The organism is Microbacterium sp. Root180 (genome assembly GCF_001428485.1).
Taxonomy (GTDB): domain Bacteria; phylum Actinomycetota; class Actinomycetes; order Actinomycetales; family Microbacteriaceae; genus Microbacterium.
The window spans coordinates 21,057-39,525 of sequence record NZ_LMHS01000005.1 but is presented as its reverse complement, the minus strand read 5'-3'; the positions used below and the strand labels follow the sequence as shown (position 1 = coordinate 39,525).

At 66.9% G+C, this 18,469-nt stretch carries 17 protein-coding genes; 11 read left to right on the top strand and 6 right to left on the bottom strand.

Going from position 1 to position 18,469, the window contains the following annotated elements:
- Positions 1-132 precede the first annotated feature (132 nt).
- The 7 genes from ASD93_RS15375 (at position 133) to ASD93_RS15345 (ending at position 7,082) form a co-directional block, all read left to right on the top strand.
- Positions 133-1,578, top strand: coding sequence for an extracellular solute-binding protein (locus tag ASD93_RS15375; RefSeq protein WP_056125014.1), 1,446 nt, complete (start codon positions 133-135; stop codon positions 1,576-1,578).
- 5 nt (positions 1,579-1,583) lie between these two features.
- A complete protein-coding gene (locus tag ASD93_RS15370) occupies positions 1,584-2,516 on the top strand; it encodes a carbohydrate ABC transporter permease (RefSeq protein WP_082569423.1) in 933 nt (310 codons plus the stop codon).
- The gene (locus ASD93_RS15365; protein WP_082569422.1) at positions 2,513-3,412 is read left to right on the top strand and encodes a carbohydrate ABC transporter permease; all 900 of its coding nucleotides are present in this window, start codon (positions 2,513-2,515) and stop codon (positions 3,410-3,412) included. The genes ASD93_RS15370 and ASD93_RS15365 overlap by 4 nt, the downstream gene beginning before the upstream one ends.
- Positions 3,413-3,486: 74 nt before the next feature.
- Positions 3,487-3,984 (top strand): YjbQ family protein, encoded by a 498-nt coding sequence (locus ASD93_RS15360; protein ID WP_056125007.1) that lies wholly within the window; start codon positions 3,487-3,489, stop codon positions 3,982-3,984.
- Position 3,985: 1 nt separating this feature from the next.
- The gene (locus ASD93_RS15355; protein ID WP_056125004.1) at positions 3,986-5,440 is read left to right on the top strand and encodes an FGGY-family carbohydrate kinase; all 1,455 of its coding nucleotides are present in this window, start codon (positions 3,986-3,988) and stop codon (positions 5,438-5,440) included.
- Between the two features lie 34 nt (positions 5,441-5,474).
- Complete coding sequence (locus ASD93_RS15350) at positions 5,475-6,278, top strand: sugar phosphate isomerase/epimerase family protein (RefSeq protein ID WP_056125002.1); 804 nt, start codon at positions 5,475-5,477, stop codon at positions 6,276-6,278.
- Positions 6,279-6,314: 36 nt separating this feature from the next.
- A complete protein-coding gene (locus ASD93_RS15345) occupies positions 6,315-7,082 on the top strand; it encodes an SDR family oxidoreductase (RefSeq protein ID WP_056124998.1) in 768 nt (255 codons plus the stop codon).
- 154 nt (positions 7,083-7,236) lie between these two features.
- On the opposite strand, the gene ASD93_RS15340 is transcribed toward ASD93_RS15345, so the two are convergent.
- Positions 7,237-8,118, bottom strand: a complete 882-nt coding sequence (locus ASD93_RS15340) for a helix-turn-helix transcriptional regulator (protein WP_056124995.1) — start codon at positions 8,116-8,118, stop codon at positions 7,237-7,239.
- 101 nt (positions 8,119-8,219) lie between these two features.
- On the opposite strand from ASD93_RS15340, the gene ASD93_RS15335 reads away from it, so the two are divergent.
- The 3 genes from ASD93_RS15335 to ASD93_RS15325 all read left to right on the top strand — a co-directional run bounded on the left by ASD93_RS15335 (position 8,220) and on the right by ASD93_RS15325 (position 11,096).
- Complete coding sequence (locus tag ASD93_RS15335) at positions 8,220-9,476, top strand: multidrug effflux MFS transporter (protein WP_056124994.1); 1,257 nt, start codon at positions 8,220-8,222, stop codon at positions 9,474-9,476.
- Positions 9,477-9,498: 22 nt separating this feature from the next.
- Positions 9,499-10,518, top strand: a complete 1,020-nt coding sequence (locus ASD93_RS15330) for a zinc-dependent alcohol dehydrogenase family protein (protein WP_056124991.1) — start codon at positions 9,499-9,501, stop codon at positions 10,516-10,518.
- Positions 10,519-10,742: 224 nt separating this feature from the next.
- A complete protein-coding gene (locus ASD93_RS15325) occupies positions 10,743-11,096 on the top strand; it encodes a cyclophilin-like fold protein (RefSeq protein WP_157537000.1) in 354 nt (117 codons plus the stop codon).
- A gap of 48 nt (positions 11,097-11,144) precedes the next feature.
- Here ASD93_RS15325 and ASD93_RS15320 read toward each other — a convergent pair whose 3' ends face one another.
- The 5 genes from ASD93_RS15320 to ASD93_RS15300 all read right to left on the bottom strand — a co-directional run bounded on the left by ASD93_RS15320 (position 11,145) and on the right by ASD93_RS15300 (position 17,638).
- On the bottom strand, positions 11,145-11,954 hold the full coding sequence (locus ASD93_RS15320; RefSeq protein ID WP_056124985.1) for an alpha/beta hydrolase: 810 nt from the start codon (positions 11,952-11,954) through the stop codon (positions 11,145-11,147).
- Between the two features lie 32 nt (positions 11,955-11,986).
- A complete protein-coding gene (locus ASD93_RS15315; protein ID WP_056124982.1) occupies positions 11,987-14,413 on the bottom strand; it encodes a beta-glucosidase in 2,427 nt (808 codons plus the stop codon).
- 67 nt (positions 14,414-14,480) lie between these two features.
- Positions 14,481-15,311 (bottom strand): carbohydrate ABC transporter permease, encoded by an 831-nt coding sequence (locus ASD93_RS15310; protein ID WP_056124979.1) that lies wholly within the window; start codon positions 15,309-15,311, stop codon positions 14,481-14,483.
- Entirely contained in the window at positions 15,308-16,240 is a 933-nt protein-coding gene (locus tag ASD93_RS15305) for a carbohydrate ABC transporter permease (RefSeq protein WP_056124977.1), read from the bottom strand. The genes ASD93_RS15310 and ASD93_RS15305 overlap by 4 nt, the downstream gene beginning before the upstream one ends.
- A gap of 75 nt (positions 16,241-16,315) precedes the next feature.
- Complete coding sequence (locus ASD93_RS15300; RefSeq protein WP_056124974.1) at positions 16,316-17,638, bottom strand: ABC transporter substrate-binding protein; 1,323 nt, start codon at positions 17,636-17,638, stop codon at positions 16,316-16,318.
- A 183-nt stretch (positions 17,639-17,821) separates the two neighbouring features.
- On the opposite strand from ASD93_RS15300, the gene ASD93_RS15295 reads away from it, so the two are divergent.
- Positions 17,822-18,424 carry a TetR/AcrR family transcriptional regulator gene (locus ASD93_RS15295; RefSeq protein ID WP_056124969.1) on the top strand — a complete coding sequence of 201 codons (603 nt, stop codon included), beginning with the start codon at positions 17,822-17,824 and terminating at the stop codon, positions 18,422-18,424.
- Positions 18,425-18,469: the final 45 nt, after the last annotated feature.

Below are 18,469 nucleotides of genomic sequence, written 5' to 3'. Positions count from 1 at the left end.
TGATTGTAAATGAATCACACATAAATCCGGATGCTTGCGCTGTATTTGTGATCCTGTTACATTTACCCGTAACAGCCTCACACTGGTTCCCGGCATAAGAGGCAGTCCGCTCACCCGACCGGAAGGACGACGATGTACCTCTTCTCCCATTCCAGCCCCGATGCGCGAGCGAAGAGCACAGGCCGCGCGCTGGCGCTCCTCGCCGGCTCCGCTGCAGCCACACTCGTGCTCGCGGGCTGCGGCTCGTCAGGGTCCGACGTCGATCCCGCGAATGCCAACGGCTGGTCCCAGGAGTTCGCGGGCACCGAGCTGAACGTGCTGGCCGAAGCGACGCTGAACTCCGACATCCTCAACGAGCTTCTTCCCGAGTTCACCGAGATGACCGGCATCGACGTGACCATCGAGACGGCACCCTTCGCACAGCTCGTGCAACGTGCGACCCTCGACTTCTCAACGTCGCAGGGAGACTTCGACGTGGTCTCGATCCCCTACGACTACCTCGGTGCGTACGCCGGCAGCGGATACCTCGAGGAGATCACGCCGCTCATGGACGCCAACGCCGACAACGTGAGCGACGAGTTCAACCAGGAGGATCTCCTCCCCGGCCTGTGGGACACCGCGGCACTGTGGGACGGCAAGTACTACGGCATGCCCTCGAACAGCGCCGTCACGATGATGCTCTACCGGTCCGACCTGCTTGAGAACGAGTCCGAGAAGGCGGCGTTCGAAGCGGAGTACGGCTACGAGCTCGCCCCCGCGACGACGTGGGACCAGTACTACGACATCGCCGAGTTCTTCACCCGGGATGCCGGGGAGGAGCTGGCTGGCGAGACGCTCACCGACCCGATCTACGGTGTGACGCTCGCCGGCAAGCGCCACGAGGCAGCCGTGTTCGAGTGGATCAACTACGCGAACTCCTTCGGTGGCGGCATCCTCTCGCCCGAAGGCGAGCTGATCGTGGACAGCGAGGGCTCGGTCGCCAGCCTCGACTACATGAGCTCCCTCGGCGAGTTCGCCCCGCCCGGCTACACGTCCGCCACGTGGGACGAGGTGACCGCGCAGCTTCAGCAGGGAGTCGCCGTCCAGGCGATCTCGTGGGGCGACACCGCGGGCGCGATGGAGAATCCGGAGCAGTCCGCGGTCGTCGGCAAGATGGCCTACGGCGACGTCCCGGTCCTCGCGGAGGGCGACGACCCGCACGCGCTGCACGGCGCCTGGACCTATGGCATCAGCACGCAGGCGATCGACGCGAATGCCGCGTACCTCTTCACCGCGTGGGCACTGTCTGAATCGGTGCAGAAGAAGATCGGCGAACTGGGCGGCGTCCCGGCGACTCGCTCCGCGTTCGAGGATCCCGAACTGGTCGCCTCGCTCCCCTCATGGCCCCAGCAGCTCAGCAGCCTCGAGAACGCGCTGGCCCGCCCCCGCAACGCGGAGTGGCCCCAGATGCTCGATCAGCTGATGCTGCAGGTCTCCAACGCGCTGGTCGGTGAGTCGACGTCGGAGCAGGCTCTCACCGACGCCCAGGACGAGATCACGAACATTCTGGGCGACAAGCTTCCGCTGAAGGCCTTCTGATCCCCATGTCCACGCAATCTGGCACGCTCCCGCAGGCGCCCACCCGGCGCCTGCGGGCAGCCAGGCGGCTGCGATGGACCCGAGTCGGGATGCAGGCGCCGAGCCTGATCATCCTCGCCCTGGTGCTGGCGTTCCCCCTGGTCTACAGCCTCACCTTGAGCTTCCAGTCCTACAGCCCCGTCGACCCCACCGCGAACGGGCAGTGGATCGGCCTCGACAACTACACGCGCATGTTCCACGATGCGCAGTTCGGCCAGGCGATCCTCATCACGATCGCCTACGTCGTGCTCGCCGTCGCGATTCAGACAGTCCTCGGCACAGCGATCGGAGTGTGGCTGTCTCGACTCATCCGCACCCGGCGCCTCGTCACTTCGTTCCTGCTGCTGCCGATGATCGCCACGCCGCTCGTGGTGGGCCTCATGTTCAGCTTCGGCCTGAACCCGCAGTTCGGGTACATGACATCCGTGCTTCAGACCCTCGGCCTCGTCGGCGAGGCCGGTGTGCTCGACAGTCCGATCGGCGCGTTCTCGGCACTCGTCGCGATGGATGTCTGGGAGTGGACGCCGTTCATCGCCCTCATGGTGCTCGCGGGGCTATCCGCTGCGCCTCAGGCGCAGATCCAGGCCGCCGAGCTCGACGGCTGCAACACGTTCCAGCTCTACTGGCACGTCATGCTGCCCATGATCCGTCCGGTCATCGGCGTCGCCATCCTCTTCCGTGCGACAGAGGCGATCCGCATGTTCGACCAGGTCTACATCCTCACCGGCGGCGGTCCGGGCGCAGCGACGACGGTCAACGACATCTTCCAGTACCGGGTGAGCTTCACCGCGTTCGACATGAGCTATGGCGCCGCGCTCGGCATCGCGACCTTCGCCGTGGTGGCCACCATCGCGTGGTTCCTGTTCCGGTACCTCAGCAGAAAGGGCGTGAACGGATGAGTACGACAACGGTCACCACCACCCGCGCCATCGTGACCAATGGCCGAGGCTCCACCCTCCCGCTTCGGCCGCGGTCGGCCGGCCGGGGTGTCGTCAGGGTCATTGTGGCGGTCGTGGCGGTCGCGATCATCGTCGCCTATCTGTCACCGATCGTGTGGCTCGTCCTGACGTCGTTCAAGGACCGCATCGACATCTTCTCGTCCGCCCCGACACTCTTCTTCACGCCGACGCTCGACAACTACGTCGAGGCCTTCGTCGACAAGGGGTTCGCCGACAACCTCGTCAACTCGGCCGTGGTCGGTGTCGTCTCGACGCTTGTCGCCATGGTCGTCGGCGTTCCCGCTGCCTACAGTCTCAGTCGCATCAGCAAGGGTGAAGGCTTCATGATGGCGCTGCTCGCGGCCCGTCTCCTTCCGGCGATGGTGCTCGCGGTTCCCCTGTTCGTGCTGGCCTCGAATCTCGGGCTGCGGGATACCTACGTCGGGTTGATCGCCGCGCATCTCACTTTCGCCCTGCCGTTCACGGTGTGGATGATGCGGGGATTCTTCCTCTCCGTTCCCACCACCCTCGATGAGGCGGCGCGACTCGACGGGTGCGGGGAGTGGGGCACGTTCCTGCGCGTCATCCTCCCCATCGTGAAGCCCGGCCTCGCGGCGACTGCGATCTTCTGTCTCATCAATTCGTGGAACGAGTTCCTCTTCGCGCTCGTCCTCACGGGCCGCCACACGCAGACCCTGCCCGTCGCGATCCCCAGTCTCATCACGCCGATCGGAACGTCGTGGGGTCAGGTCGCCGCAGTCGGCACGGTGACGATCCTGCCCGTCATGATCGTCGCCTTCATCGTTCAGAAGCACATCGTCGCCGGCATGACCGGGGGGGCGATCTCCGCCGAATGACCGAGTCGACGCCCGCTCAAGCCAGCGAACCGACGGTCAGCGACCGTCCCGGAGCCATTGCAAGGAGAAACAGCATGCTCGTCCAGTCACGTTCCTTCATCGTGAGCACCCCTGCTCGTCAGGAGTTCTTCGACGTGACCGACCGGCTCACGCAGCTTGTCGCGGAGTCGGGGATCGAGGAGGGGATCGCGATCGCCTACACCCAGCACACGAGCTGCTGCGTGTTCATCCAGGAGGAATCCGAGGACGTCACGTACTACGGGACCCAACTGATCCTGCAGGACACTTTGAATGTGTTCGCGAAGATCGTCCCGCCCGCCCGCAACGAAGGCCAGTACCTCCACCCCGGCCCGATCCACATCAAGAACGCTGCCGACCTGCGCGGCGAACATCCCTCATGGGGACTCAACACCGACGGGCACATCATCTCCTCGATCCTGGGAAGGTCGACGACCGTGCCGGTCGTCGCCGGCGAGGGCGTCCTGGGCGAGTTCGGCCGGATCTACTTCGGCGACCTCGACTCCGTGCGCACCCGCGAGCGCACCGTCTTCCTCACTGTGATGGGGCGATGACGTGATCGTCTACGCCGTCGATCTCGGCACGACCAACATCAAGGTCGTCCGGTACGACGAGCGCGGGCGACTTCTCTCCGCGGCGCAGGCGCCGATGCGATATCTGCGCGAAGGGAGTCAGGTCGTCTTCGACCCCGAGTCCGTCTTCGACAGCGTGCTGGACCTCATCCACCGCGCCGCGCCGGAGGCGAGCGGCGTCGACGCCGCGACCATCGTCTTGACAGGTCAGGCCGAGTCCCTCGTGCTGACCGATCACGCGGGTCGCCCGGTCGGTCCGGGTATCTCCTGGCTCGACGAGCGCTCGACCGCGCAGGCGCGCGAGATCGCCGAGGCGTTCGACCCGGTGGCGGCCTTCGCGATTACCGGCGAGCCGGAACCTGTCGCGACCTGGCCCGCCACCAAACTGCGGTGGCTCGCCACCCACCAACCTCAGGTGCTGGAGGCGGCCGCGCAGGTCCTCATGCTCAAGGACTTCGTCCTCATGCGTCTCACCGGCGTCTCGGTCGGCGAAGAGACCACGCGAGGGTTCACCTACCTCTACGACGTGCCCTCGCGGGCGTACTGGTCCGAGATGGTCGACTTCTGCGGCATCCGTCTGGAGATGCTCCCCGAGCTCGTGCCGGCCGGCACCGTCTTGGGGCCCGTGCGCGACGAGGTCGCCGTTCGTCTTCCGCCGGCGACCTCGTACACCGTCAATGCAGGAGCGCTGGACCACTTCTGCGCGATGGTCGGCACCGGCACCTACGCCCCGGGATCGGTCAGCGCGTCCGCAGGCACCGTACTCGCTCTCTCGGTGCTTGTGCCGGAGTGGACGTTCGACCCCGCCATGAGGGTGTCGTTCCATGCCGGCCTTCGTCCCGGCGACACGGTGCTGTTCGCCTGCGCCGACAGCGGCGGAGTCGCGCTCAACTGGTTCCAGGAGCAGATCGCCGACGGACTGTCGTACGACGCGCTCGAGCACGAGCTGCGTGAGCGGACGTTCGCCGATGCTCCCCTGTTCCTCCCTTACCTCACCGGCGTGAATCCCCCCGACTTCAACGCCGCGGCACGCGGAGCCTTCATCGATCTGCAACTGCAGCACGACCGCGTCGATCTCGCCTATTCCGTGATGGAGGGCGTGGCGCACCTTCTCAAGCGCAACCTGGACGACCTCGCTGCACACGGCCACCCGACGCGATCGGTCACCTCCGCCGGCGGCGGGACCGCCTCGGGCTTCTGGAACCAGCTCAAGGCCGACGTGACGGGGATCGAGCTCCGTGTTCCGGCGGAGCCCGAAGATGCCTGCCGCGGCGCCGCGATGCTGGCGCTGACGGGCGCCGGGGTCATCGATTCCCTGACCGAGACCGACGGGCTGCACACGCCGCCCACACGCACCTACCGTCCTCGTGCGGACCTGGCGCGCCGCCGACGATACGACGCGTTCGACAGCGCTCTCGCGCGGCTCTACGGACCGTAGCCCCTACCAACGACTCTCCGAAGGAGACCCAACGATGATCCTGTGCTGCTCGAGCCCGATGGTTCCCGGCGCGACCCTTACGTCGAAGGCGGAGCTGCTCCGCGGGTGGGGCTATGACGCGATCGCCGTCTTCCAGCCGCTCGCCAGCTGGAACGACTCCGTCCGCCGCGAACTGACCGAGTTGGAATCGCGCACCGGCATCCGCCCCGTGGAATTCGTCCTGACCGACGACATCTACGGCAAGGCCATGTCGACGGACTCCGCGCTCCGGGCCGCCTGCAGGGACATGTACCGCCAGGCGGCCGATGTGTGCGCCGAGCTCGGCCTCGTCACCGAGATCGAGTACGAGTACGGCCCGCAGGACCCGATGCCGCTGTTCGACCCCTATCAGCAACTGAGCCCGCAGCAGGAGTCCGACTTCCTCGAGTTCTACCTCGAGCTCCTCGACCGCGTGGCAGGGTCGAATGCCTCGATCCTGCTCGAGCCCCTCAATCGCTACGAGAGCCGGTACCTCAACTCGGTCTCCGACAACCTCCGCCTGCTGGCGAAGGTCGCCCACCCCAACGCGGGCCTGCTGCCCGACACATTCCACATGTCGATCGAAGAGGCGAGCATCCCCGACGCCCTCCGCGCGGCCGAGGCGGAGGTGCGTCACGTGCACCTCGGAGACAACAACAGACTTCTTCCCGGCAATGGCTCGCTCGACTGGGAGGCGATCTTCGAAGCGCTGCGAGACATCGGCTACGACGGGGCGGTCAACCTCGAGTGCTCCACGAACGGCGACCCGCACCGGACACTGCCGGCGAACGCGGGCCTCCTTCGACGGCTCGCGGCCTGACCGCGCCCGACCAACACCCACGATCAGGAGAAGAACATGGAACTCAACCTTGCAGGAAAGACCGCGGTCGTCACGGGCGGCGCACGCGGCATCGGCCTCAGCGTCGCGCGGGCTCTCGCAGCCGAAGGCATGAACGTCGCGCTGCTCGACCTGCTCGACGGCGTCGGTGCCGCCGCAGATCGGATCGCCCAGGACTTCGGCGTCCGCGCTTACGGCCAGCGGCTCGACGTGACCGATCAGGACGCGACGAACGCCGCCTTCGACGCCGTCCGCGACGAGCTCGGGACCCCGCAGGTGCTGCTGACGGCGGCGGGCATCGAGATCAACGGCGACTCCATCGACGTCGCTGCGTCCGATTGGCGCAAGGTCATCGATGTGAACCTGACGGGGACCTTCTTCGCGTCGCAGGCATTCGGCCGCGGCCTCCTCCAGGCCGGGCTCCCGGGGAGCGCGATCCTCATCGCCTCCATGTCGGGGCTCATCGTGAACGTGCCGCAGTGGGCGGCCTCCTACAACTCGTCCAAGGCGGCCGTCGCGCATCTCGCGAAGTCGCTCGCGGTCGAGTGGGCAAAGTCGGACATCCGCGTCAACGCGATGTCGCCCGGATACGTCCTGACCGACCTGACCCGCCAGATCATCGAGCGCGAGCCCGAGCTCGAGGCGGACTGGGTTTCGCTGATCCCGCAAGGCCGTATGGCGACCCCCGAGGACCTGACCGGCCTGGTCGTGTTCCTCGCCTCGGACGCCTCCCGCTACATCACCGGCCAGCAGCTCGTCATCGACGGGGGCTATACCGCCGTGTAGCGCGCCGATTCTGGAGGACCAGTGCGCTGAGGCAGCTTGTCCTGGGCGATTGCGACCCGCAAACCAGAGCCGGCGGGATCACGCTTCAATTCCGGGAGGCTCCCTCAGCTATTGGTGCTGGCTGGCGCATGATTTCGCCTGAATTGAGAGCACGTCACGAGGTCGTGCCCGACGGGGACCCGGCGGGGCTCGCCGCCCAGGATGCCAGCAGCCGCAGTCGTTCGGCGGAGGCCGACCCGGGCTCGGCGCTGTAGATGAGGAGCACCTGGCCGGGGTTCGCGGTGATCGCGAGCTCCTCGTATACCAGGGTGAGATCACCGACGACAGGGTGATGGAACCGCTTCGTTCCGGTGCCGTGAGTGCGCACGTTGTGCGCTGCCCACAGCGCGCGGAAGGTATCGCTGCGGGTGGAGAGCTCGCCTACGAGGTCCTGGATGCCCTTGTCATGCGGGTCGCGGCCGGCCTCGGCGCGGATGACGGCGACGCACATGTCGGCGAAGAGGTCCCAGTCGGGATAGAACTCCCGAGCGGCCGGATCGAGGAACTGGAAGCGGGCGAAGTTCGGGGTCCTCCCCCCGTCGCCGATCAGCGGCGAATAGAACGCCCTCCCCAGCTCATTGAAGGCGAGCAGGTCTTGCCGCTGATCCCGGACGACCGCAACGGCGTCCGTGACGGCGGCGAGCGCCCACTGCAGACTCGGCCGGGGCGGACCGGACTTGGCGGCGCGCCGCCGGTGGCGCCCGGAAGACGGAATGCCGTCGGCGTTGCGGGCGAGATCCAAGAGGTGCGCGTGCTCGGCATCGCTCAGCTGGAGTGCTCGCGAGACCGCATCCAGCACTGCCCCCGAGGCACCGGCGATGCTTCCGCGTTCGAGCTTGGCGTAGTACTCCACGCTGACTCCGGCCAGCGTCGCGACCTCGCTGCGACGCAGCCCTGCGACGCGCCGGTTCGAGCCCGCGGGGATGCCCGCGGCATCCGGCGACACCGCGGCGCGGCGCGTCATGAGGAACTCGCGGACCTCATCTCGATTGTCCATAGCCCCAACGTTAGAGCGACCGAGTCCGGCGAGGGGTGCCCTCTCGGTACACCCTCCGCCAGGGACTCCCCCGTGCGACGCAGCACGCGAAGACTGGATCCATGCCTCAGAACCCCTCATCGCCCGGGACCGCAGCCCGCCCGCTTCTGCCGGCGCTGCTCCTGCTGCTGACGGTGTTCGGGCCGATCTCGATGGACCTGTACCTGCCGGCGCTCCCAGCGCTGACCGCCGAGCTCGGCGCCGTCACGTCCGTTGCTCAGCTGACGGTCACCGCGTGCCTGATCGGGCTCGCGGCCGGACAGCTCGTCGCCGGGCCACTGTCGGACCGCTTCGGCCGTCGCGGCATCCTGCTGACCGGCATCGTGGCGTACATCGTCACTTCGGCCCTGTGCGCCGTGAGCCCGTCGATCGAACTCCTCATCGTCGCCCGCCTCGTCCAGGGCCTGGCGGGGGGCGTCGGGATCGTCATCGCGATCGCCGCGGGAAGGGACGTGTTCTCCGGGAGGAAGCTGATCCGCTTCTACGGCAGCCTCACCGTCATCGGCGGGTTCGCGGCCATCGTCGGCCCGCTCCTGGGCGGACTGCTGAGCGCCTTCACGGACTGGCGGGGTCTGTTCGTCTTCCTCGCCGTCATCGGCGTCGCGATCCTCATCGCCACCCTCCTCGGCTTCGACGAGACCCTCCCCGCCGACCTCCGCGTGTCGGGAGGTTTCGGGCAGACGCTCCGCGATTACCGCACCCTCCTCACCGATCGGACCTTCCTCGGCGCCGTCCTCAGCCAGGGGTTCCTGTTCGCCGCCCTGTTCGCGTACCTCGCCGGCTCGACCTACGTGCTGCAGGACATCTACGGCCTGTCGCCGCAGTGGTACGCCGCCGCCTTCGGGCTCAACTCCGCCGGGCACATGGTCTTCGGCTACCTCGCGGGCCGCGCCGCTGAGAGATGGAGCATCCTCGGCACCCTCTGGATCGGTGTGGCCATCACCGGTCTCGGCGCACTCGGCCTCCTCGCCGCGGGCATCGCCCCGATGCCGCTCTGGGTGGTCATCGTGTCGCTGTTTGCCCTTTCGAGCGGTGTCGCCGTGACCGCACCGCCGTCGACGACCCTCGCGATGACGGACTACCCGCAGATGGCCGGCACCGCCTCCTCGCTGCTGGGGATGGTCCGATTCGGGTTCGGCGGGATCGCCGCGCCTTTCGCGGGAGTCGCCGGCGCTCTCAGCATTCTTCCGCTCGGAGTGACCACCACCGTCGCGGTGCTCCTGGCCGCGGCATCCTGCCTGCTCCTCCTCCGGCATGGAGGGGCGGATGCCTCGTCCACCACCGTCGCTGCAGCGACCACTCCTGTCCACACCTCGTAGACCTCAGAGAAAGGACACCACAATGCGTGGAGTCATCATGTACGCCCCCGGCGACGTTCGCGTCGAGGACCGGGAGAGCCCCACGATCGTCGAGCCCACTGACGCGATCATCAAGCTGTCGGCGTCCTGCATCTGCGGCTCCGACCTGTGGCCGTACCGCGGTGCCGAGCCGGTCGACCACACGCCGATGGGCCACGAGTACGTCGGCGTCGTCACCGAGATCGGCGCAGACGTGAAGACCATCAAGGTGGGCGACTTCGTCGTCGGATCGTTCTTCGCCTCCGACAACACCTGCGAGATCTGCCAGGCGGGATACCAGACTCACTGCGTGCACCGGCAGCCCGGCGCCGCAACCGGCGCGCAGTCCGAGTACTGCCGCATCCCGCTCGCCGACGGCACGCTCGTCGCGACCCCGGGCCAGCCCGACGAAGACCTGATCCCCTCGCTGCTGGCCGCCTCCGACGTCCTCGGCACCGGATGGTTCGCCGCCGTCGCGGCCGAGGCCGGCCCCGGCAAGACGGTTGCGGTCGTCGGCGACGGCGCCGTGGGCCTGCTGGGTATCCTCGCCGCCAAGCAGCTCGGCGCCGAGCGCATCATCGCGATGTCCCGCCACGCCGACCGGCAGGCGCTGGCCCGCCAGTTCGGCGCGACCGACATCGTGGAGGAGCGCGGTGACGAGGGCGTGGCGAAGATCAAGGAGCTCACGGGCGGTCTCGGCGCGCACAGCACCATCGAGGCCGTCGGCACGCAGGAGTCGATGATGCAGGCGATCCACGCGACGCGCGCGGGCGGACACGTCGGGTACGTCGGCGTCTCGCACGACGTCTCCCTCGACGGCCTGGAGCTCTTCTTCTCCGGTGTGCATCTGCACGGTGGCCCGGCGCCGGTGCGCCGGTTCCTCCCCGAGCTGATCCAGCTGATCTGGGACCGCCAGATCGACCCGGGTGTCGTGTTCGACCTCACCCTCCCCCTGGAGGATGCCGCAGAGGGCTATCAGGCCATGGACGAGCGCCGCGCCACCAAGGTGCTGCTCACCGTCTGATGCACCGGGAATCGCAGCAAGGAAGGAACCCGCTTGTGGCCCCCCGTCAGCGTCTCACCGTCGTGAGCGCGGCGATCGCCGCCGCACTCACGCTCGGCGGATGCGCGCCCGGACCATCCGGAATCGAATCCGAATCGACCGCCGCGTCCGCGACCCCCCGCGCGACCGATGCCGGCAGTCCGACACACACCCCGATTCCGCCGACCCAGACTTCGGAGGCACCCGTGACCGAGACGAGCATCACGATCACCGTCAATGACACCACCGTGACGGGAGTTCTGCGGGCCAGCGCGGCAACAGCATCTCTGCTGGAGCAGCTCCCGCTCGAGCTCTCGTTCGCAGACTTCGGCGGCCAGGAGAAGATCGCCGCACTCCCCGCGCCCCTCGCGCTGGACGGGATGCCCTCCGGCAGCAGCGCCGAGCCGGGCACCATCGGCTACTACGCCCCTGACCAGGCGCTCGTCCTCTACTACGACACCGTCGGCTACTACAACGGCATCATCCCGCTCGGCACGTTCGACGACGTCGCCACCGTTCGCGACGCACCGGCCTTCACGGGCACCCTGACCGCGAACTGAGCCACCCGCGCCGCCCCGAGCTCAGCCCTGCTCTTCGTCTACCAGCGCTCAGACCCGGACGGCATCCGACCCGTTGATCCACCGAATCATCCGCTCGACGGTGCGTCGCGCGCCCGGCACCTCGGGGAAGTTGAGGTGACCATGCTCGACATCCTTCTCCCGGACGAGAGTGACATCGACCCCCGCGACAGCGAGTTGGGCCGCAAACGCCTCACCGGATGCCCTCAACTGGTCGCGCTCGCTGTTGATGAGCAATGTGGGCGGCAGGCCGCTCACTTCGGCGTTGGCAGGGAATGTGTAGGGGTGCGAGAGCATCTCGACGGCGCCGACGTAGTTGAGGTTCATCTCACGCACCACCTCCGGGGAGTAGATCGCTTCGGGAGGAAGAAGCTCGAGCTTGGTGCGCAACTCGGCAGACGGCTCCGGCAGCTCGGGGTGATAGACGCCGTAGACCAGCACGAGCGACTTCGGCAGTGCACGACCTCGGTCGCGGAGCTGCAGGGCGACGGTTGCCGCGAGGTTCGCGCCAGCGCTTCCCCCGCCGATGTGCCACTCCCACGCCGGGACGCCGAGGTCTGCAGACACAGCCCACTCCCATCCCGTGAGGCACTCGTCTGTGAGGACCGGGAAGTGGATGCCGTCTTTCGCGAGCCGGTAGTCGATGGCAACCGTGAGGATGCCGGCATCCGCGAGCAGGCCCGCGACCCAGTGGGACTCGGGAACGTCGATGTCATTGTGCGAGAACGCCCCGCCGTGGAGCCAGACGAGGCCGGCGGTCGACGGCCCGTCTGGTCGATAGACGCGCAGCGGAATCTCACCGTGCGGGCCGGGAATGGTTCGGTCGACTTCAGAGTGCATACGGCCGCCCGGGCGGTCGGCACCGGTCCGGGCTACCACGCGACCTCGACTTCACCGCTGATGTCGGTGCTCGAAAGGCCGACAAGAAGGGCGAAGACTCCGGGTTCGACGGACCATGCGCCGTCCCAGTGCGCGAACCGTCGACGCGGGATCTCGATGGCGACATCCACCGACTCTCCGGCCTCCGCGGAAACGGCATCGAATCCGGCAAGCCACTGCACCGGACGATCGACGTGCGAATCCGAATCGCGGCGGAGATAGGCCTGCACGACGGTCGAACCTCGCCTCGAACCGGAGTTCCGCACCCTGACGTTCACGCGCGTGGATCCGTCCTCTCCCGCGACGCGCTCGATGCCCTCGATGGCCCAGGTGGTGTAGCCGAGACCGAACCCGAACGGGAACGCCGGCTCGACCCCGGACCGCATCCACGCGCGGTAGCCGACGTGGATGCCCTCCGCGTAGTTCAGCACCCCCTCCGTCGGGGTCACGGTCGACACCGGGATGTCGTCCTCCGAGTCCGGCCACGACATCGGAAGTCTGCCCCGCGGTTCGCTGGCTCCGACGAGGACGTCGCCGAGAGCGCTTCCGAACTCCTGACCGGGAAACCACATCGACAGGATCGCTCCGACATCGTGGCGCCATGGCAGGGTGACCGGCGCGCCGGCGTTGACGACGACGACCGTACGCGGATTCGCTGCTGCGACAGCTCGGACGAGCTCGTCCTGAGCGCCGGGGAGGCCGAGGGAGTCGCGATCGAAGCCTTCCGATTCCACCTCTGACGATGTCGACACGATGACGACTGCCACGTCGGCTGCGCGCGCGGCGGCGACGGCCTCGGCGATGAGCTCGCCTGCGGGCCGGTCGCTCGGAGGGGTTCCGATGCGGAAGGACATCGCGACACCCATGTCGCCCAGCTTCGGGGTGAATCGCACGGTGAGGTCGATCTTCCCGTTCTCCAGTGGCGCCTCGAAGGTCGCGGTCGGCGGATGCAGCACGGCCGCCGCCGGGTCGTCTGCGGCGTCGAGCCTCAACGCGCCACCAGCGATCTCGGAGCCCCCGACGAGGACCTCGTAGTCGCAGAGACCGGCGATGCCCAGGGCCACTCGATCCGACGCCACTTCTGGCGCGTAGGTCAGCGTGAATTCGATGAGGTCGGACCTCGCAGCGAAAGCGTTGGCATCGAAGGAGACGATCCCCGATGCAAGGCGGACCTCCTCCGCGATGAGGGTCCCACTGGAGTAGTACCGCACGGTCATCCCCGGCTTGCCCGCGGAGGAGTATGTCCCGTCCGCGAGGTCTGCGAGACCGCGCTGCACGACTGCCCCCTGGGCCCAGCGGACGGATGAGTGCGGGAACGCCGCCTGCACGCCCTGCAGCGGTGTGACGACCGACGAGGGGATCACGGTGGCGCTGCCGCCGCCCTGCGTTCGCGCGATCAGCGCGCCCTCGCCGATGAGCGCGATCGATGCAGGAGCGGCGAGCGGCAGGATGCCGTCGTTCTTCAAGAGCACCGTGCCTGCGGTAGCGGCCTCTCGCGCGAAGGCGCGCAGCTCGTCCTGGGGCAGCGGGTGGCGTGCCTTATCCGCGTGATCGACCTTCAGCGCCCCGACCCGTGCGGCGAGTCTGAGCAGCCTCACCACCTTGCGATCGATCACCGCCTCTGCGATCGCACCGTTCCGAACGGCATCCACAAGACCCTCGCTCCATGCGCTGCGCGGACCCGGCATAGCCAGGTCTTGGGGAACTCGCGCACTCTCCAGCGATCGGACGGCTGTCCAGTCGCTGACGACGAGCCCGTCGAAGTCCCATTCCGAGTTCAACGGAGTCTCGAGGAGGGGGTTCTCCGACGCGGAGGCTCCGTTGATGGAGTTGTAGGCGCTCATCACAACCCACGACCCACCGCGGACGACAGGCTCCTCGAATGCCAGGAGGTAGACCTCGCGAAGCGTCTTCTCGTCGACCCGCACGTCCACCGTGAAGCGCTCGGTCTCGGACTCGTTGGCAATGTAGTGCTTGACAGTCGCGCCGACGCCGAACGACTGCACACCCGTCACGTACTCCGTGGCGAGCGCACCCGTGAGCACGGGATCCTCACTGAAGGCCTCGAAGTGGCGCCCGCCGTAGGGCGTGCGATGGAGGTTGATGGTCGGGCCGAGGACGACGTGCACGTTCTTCCGCACCGCCTCGCTCCCCAGCGCCTCACCGTAGCGACGCATGAGCCGACGATCCCACGCCGCTGCCGCCGCGGTCGGCGAGGGCAGATTGATGGACGGGGAGCGCTCGTCCCACGTGTCACCCCGCACGCCCGCCGGTCCGTCCGACATCACAATCGACTGCAGACCGATCCGCTCCATCGGCCACGTCGACCAGGAGTCACGTCCGGTCAGCAGCTGAACCTTCTCCTCGAGCGTGAGCATGTCGCAGGAGGCATAGAGCTGCTCGTCGGTCGGAATGATCATGACGCACCTTTCGGACAGGTCGGACCGCACCGGCGCGCGAGAGCCGGCGTCGTCGACGAGGGTCGGGTCAGCCCTTGATGGCGCCCGAGGTCAGGCCAGCCACGATCTGGCGGTTGAAGAAGATGTACATCACCAGCGGCGGAATGGTGATGAGGAGGATGTCGGTGAACAACAGATTCCACGTGGTCTGGAACTGGCTCTGGAAGTTGAACAGCGTGAGCTGCACGGTCGCGTTCTCCTCCCCAGGGAGGAAGTAGAGCGGATTGGCGAAGTCGTTGAACACCGCAACCGACTGCACGACGATCGCCGTCACGATGACGCTCCGCAGCAGCGGGAACCCCACCTGGAAGAAGAGGCGGATCGGACCGGCTCCATCGATCGTCGCGGCCTCGTCGAGTTCGCGGGGGATGTTCGAGACGAACGCGCGGAACAGCAGGACGCAGAACGACATGCCGTACGCGACCTCGACCAGGGCGAGCCCGAAGATCGTGTTGAAGATCCCCAGGGATTGCATGATCCAGGCGGTCGGAACGATGGCGGGAGGCACGATCAGCCCGGCCAGGATGAAGAACGTGATGATCCCGTTCCATCGTGACGGCCGCCTGGCGAGGATCCAGCCGATCATCGCCGACAGCACCACCATGATCGTGACCGACACCACCGTGAGGATCGTGCTGTTCACGAACGCGGTGATCAGCATGTAGTCGCGCGTCTGGAAGACGGCGACGATGTTCTCCCAGAGGACGAAGTCGATCGGCCAGGTGAACGAGAGGCTCGCCGAGTCCGGACCGGTCTTGAACGACTGGACCACGATGAAGGCGAACGGCACGAGGAAGACGATGGCCGACACGGCCACGGCGATGCCGCCGATGACATGGCGCCTGACTGTCCGGCTCACAGCTCAGTCTGCTTTCTGTTGAGCCACCAGAAGAGCGGCAGGATGATGGCGCTGACGACGGCGAAGAGCACGACGTTCCCGGCGGTCGACAGTCCGTAGAAGCCGTAGGCGTACTGCTTGTAGATGACCGACGCGAGGACGTCGCTCGCGAACCCTGGGCCACCGCCGGTCATGACCCAGATGAGCTGGAACTCGCGGAGGCCGCCGATGAGGGACAGGATGATGACCGTCGTCGTCGCCGGACGCACGAGGGGAAGAGTGATTCCCCAGAACCGGTGCCAGGCGCCGGCTCCGTCGACCTTCGCCGCCTCGTAGTATTCCTGCGGTATCGCGACGAGGCCCGCCATATAGATGAGCGCGGCCAATCCGACTCCCCGCCAGACATCCACTCCGATGACCGAGTACAGCGCGAGATTGGGGTCGGTGAGCCATCCCGGCCCTTCTATCCCGAACACCGCGAGCGTTCTGTTGATCAGGCCGTCGTAGGGATCCATCAACGCCTGGAATGTGATGCCGACGCCGACGGTGCTGACGAGCACGGGGAAGAAGACCACCGCTCGCAGGTAGCCGCGCGCCGAGATGTCGGATGTCAGCAGGAGACCGATCAGCAGCCCGAGAACGACCTTCAACCCCGACGTCAGCGTGCCGAAGATCAGAGTGTTCGTGAACCCCTTGCTCAGCTGGGGATCGGAGAAGAACGTGATGAAGTTGTCGAACCCGATGAACTCGACTTCGAACAGCGTCCACCGCGTGAAGGCGTAGTAGAACGACGCGAACGTGGGTGCGATGAACAGCACGAAGAAGATCGCTGCTCCGGGAAGCAGGAACCAGTGCGGGTACATGCGATGCGCGTACCGGCGGCGAGGCGGTCTGCCACCGCGGACCGTGACCAGCGTCTCTGTCGAATCGGGGGGCGCAAGGGTTGCCATGGTGACACCTTCGTTGGTGCCGGGGGTCGCTGTCATCAGGTGACGGCGACCCCCGGGGTGAGTGTGGACCGCGGGTTACCAGCCGGGCAGCCCGAGCTGCTGAGCCTGCTTCGCGGCATCCGCGTCGTAAAGCTCCGCACCACTCTGACCGTCACGCACGCCGGAGCCGATCTCGACGTCGATCTGCATGAGGTTCGGGCCCTTTACCGGTGACAGGAACTCGAGCGCGGGCGCGATCTTGCCGCTGTCGAAGTACGGCGCGAAGTCGGCGACGATGCGCGGCGCCTCCTCCGGGACCGTGCAGCCTTCGACCAGGTATGCGCCCGTGGCTCCCAGCGCCTCGGTGATCGCGTCGCAGCCGGCCGGGCTCGCCACGAAGGCCATGAACTGCTTGACCTCGTCCGGGTGCTCGGTGTTCGCCGGCGCGTACAGCGCGGGCGGCATCCAGATCGTCATGCCGGCGTCTTCCGCCGAATCGCCCGGGATGCCGAAGAATCCGACATCCTCGACGTGCTCCGGCCAGTTCGTCGCGATCGTGGCCTGCGCGAACCCGAGCATCGGGTAGTGGCCGGCCTCGCCGGTCGCGACCGCCTCGAGACCGTCGTTCAGCAGCGCCGAAGCGAAGTCCTCGTTCAGATATCCCCCGTCGTAGATGTCCTGGAGCTTGGTGAAGCTCTGGACGGCGACCGGGTCGTCGGCGAAGTTGACCTCGTTGGCGGTGTACTGCTCCGCCCACTCGTTGTCGCTGGCCCAGATGTTGTAGAAGTCCGCGAGCGTGATGATCTGCGACGTCCACGAGTCGCCGTACGTCTGCTCGACGGCGGTGTAGCCCGCGGCCTTGATGGCGTCAGAGTTCGCGAGGAACTCGTCCCACGTCGTCGGGACCTCGAGGCCGAGCTCCTCATACATCGGGATGTTGTAGAAGATGCCGCCGCCGCCCGCCGTCTGCACCGGCACCCCGAAGACCCCGTCCGCGGTCGACACGGCCGAGATCCACGCGGGGTCGAGGTTCGCCACGAAATCCTCGTCGGCGATGTTGAGCATCGTCTGGTCTGGGTTGAGCGCCTGCAGCAGCGAACCGCTGTTGTACCAGAACATGTCCGGCATCTCGTTGGTGGCCAGTCGCGTCTTCATGAGGTTGTCGAGCTCGGCGGAGTCACTGGGCCCCGAGGCGTCGATCTCGACCACGACATCGGACTGGCTGGCGTTGAAGGCGTCGGCCAAGGCCTCTGCCGTGGCGATGTTCGTCTCGACGCCGGATCCCTGGAACCACTCCAGCGTCACGGGACCGTCTGCGTCGTCGTCGCCTCCGCCGGCGGAACAGCCGACGAGCACGGTGAATGCGGTGATGACGCCGGCTGCCGCAAATGCGCGCGAGCGTCGTGAAACTGCGGACATCACTTACCTCTCTGTAAGCCGTCTCTTGGTGCGACGGGAACCTGGTCGATGAAAACAGATCAACGATTGGTGTTTGAAACGATAAACACACAAACCACCCCTCGTCAATCCCTACCTGTGACTTGTGTTCAAACCGAGACGCCCACCCGCGGACCAGCCGCATGAGGGCTACCATGACGGACTATGGCGGAACGAGGGCCCTACGCGAAGGGCGTGGCGAAGCGGGAGGAGATCCTCACTGTCGCGCTCGAGCACTTCGCGCGACGTGGCTACGATCGCGCCTCTGTGCGGGAGATCGCGCGGGAGTCGGGCCTCAGCCAAGCGGGACTCCTCCACCACTTCAGCAGCAAGCAGGAGCTGTTCCTCGAGGTGATCCGGCGCCGCGACGACCGCGACGGCGACCCCGTGAATCACCGCCACCTCCACTCGGTCGATCACCTGATCGCCGCCGTCGAGCACAACGTCGACGAGCCGGGCCTCGTGCGGCTCTTCGTCACGATGTCGGCCGAGAGTGTCGATGAGCCGAGCGTCGCACGGTCCTTCTTCGAGTCGCGATACGAATGGCTCCGCGGTGAGCTGCGCGCCGACATCCGGGCTCGCCAGGATGCCGGTGAAGTGTCCGCGTCATTGGACGCCGACGACCTCGCTTCGCTGATGGTCGCGGCCGCTGACGGGCTGCAGCTTCAGTGGCTCCTGCAGCCCGAGAAGGTCGACATGCCGCGCAGGCTCAAGACTCTCTGGAGCTTGATGACGCAATCCGGCAGTTCGACTCAGTCGCCCGAATGACACCCCGCGACCAGATCGGTCGATGACTTTCGCGGCAATACCATT

Excerpts from the sequence above, each read along its gene's own strand:
- ASD93_RS15360 (WP_056125007.1), top strand. The coding sequence starts at position 3,487 with ATGCTCGTCCAGTCACGTTCCTTCATCGTGAGCACCCCTGCTCGTCAG.
- ASD93_RS15300 (WP_056124974.1), bottom strand. The coding sequence starts at position 17,638 with ATGTCCGCAGTTTCACGACGCTCGCGCGCATTTGCGGCAGCCGGCGTC.
- ASD93_RS15370 (WP_082569423.1), top strand. The coding sequence starts at position 1,584 with ATGTCCACGCAATCTGGCACGCTCCCGCAGGCGCCCACCCGGCGCCTG.
- ASD93_RS15345 (WP_056124998.1), top strand. The coding sequence starts at position 6,315 with ATGGAACTCAACCTTGCAGGAAAGACCGCGGTCGTCACGGGCGGCGCA.
- ASD93_RS15295 (WP_056124969.1), top strand. The coding sequence starts at position 17,822 with ATGGCGGAACGAGGGCCCTACGCGAAGGGCGTGGCGAAGCGGGAGGAG.
- ASD93_RS15315 (WP_056124982.1), bottom strand. The coding sequence starts at position 14,413 with ATGATCATTCCGACCGACGAGCAGCTCTATGCCTCCTGCGACATGCTC.
- ASD93_RS15320 (WP_056124985.1), bottom strand. The coding sequence starts at position 11,954 with ATGCACTCTGAAGTCGACCGAACCATTCCCGGCCCGCACGGTGAGATT.
- ASD93_RS15375 (WP_056125014.1), top strand. The coding sequence starts at position 133 with ATGTACCTCTTCTCCCATTCCAGCCCCGATGCGCGAGCGAAGAGCACA.
- ASD93_RS15305 (WP_056124977.1), bottom strand. The coding sequence starts at position 16,240 with ATGGCAACCCTTGCGCCCCCCGATTCGACAGAGACGCTGGTCACGGTC.
- ASD93_RS15335 (WP_056124994.1), top strand. The coding sequence starts at position 8,220 with ATGCCTCAGAACCCCTCATCGCCCGGGACCGCAGCCCGCCCGCTTCTG.
- ASD93_RS15340 (WP_056124995.1), bottom strand. The coding sequence starts at position 8,118 with ATGGACAATCGAGATGAGGTCCGCGAGTTCCTCATGACGCGCCGCGCC.
- ASD93_RS15330 (WP_056124991.1), top strand. The coding sequence starts at position 9,499 with ATGCGTGGAGTCATCATGTACGCCCCCGGCGACGTTCGCGTCGAGGAC.
- ASD93_RS15365 (WP_082569422.1), top strand. The coding sequence starts at position 2,513 with ATGAGTACGACAACGGTCACCACCACCCGCGCCATCGTGACCAATGGC.
- ASD93_RS15350 (WP_056125002.1), top strand. The coding sequence starts at position 5,475 with ATGATCCTGTGCTGCTCGAGCCCGATGGTTCCCGGCGCGACCCTTACG.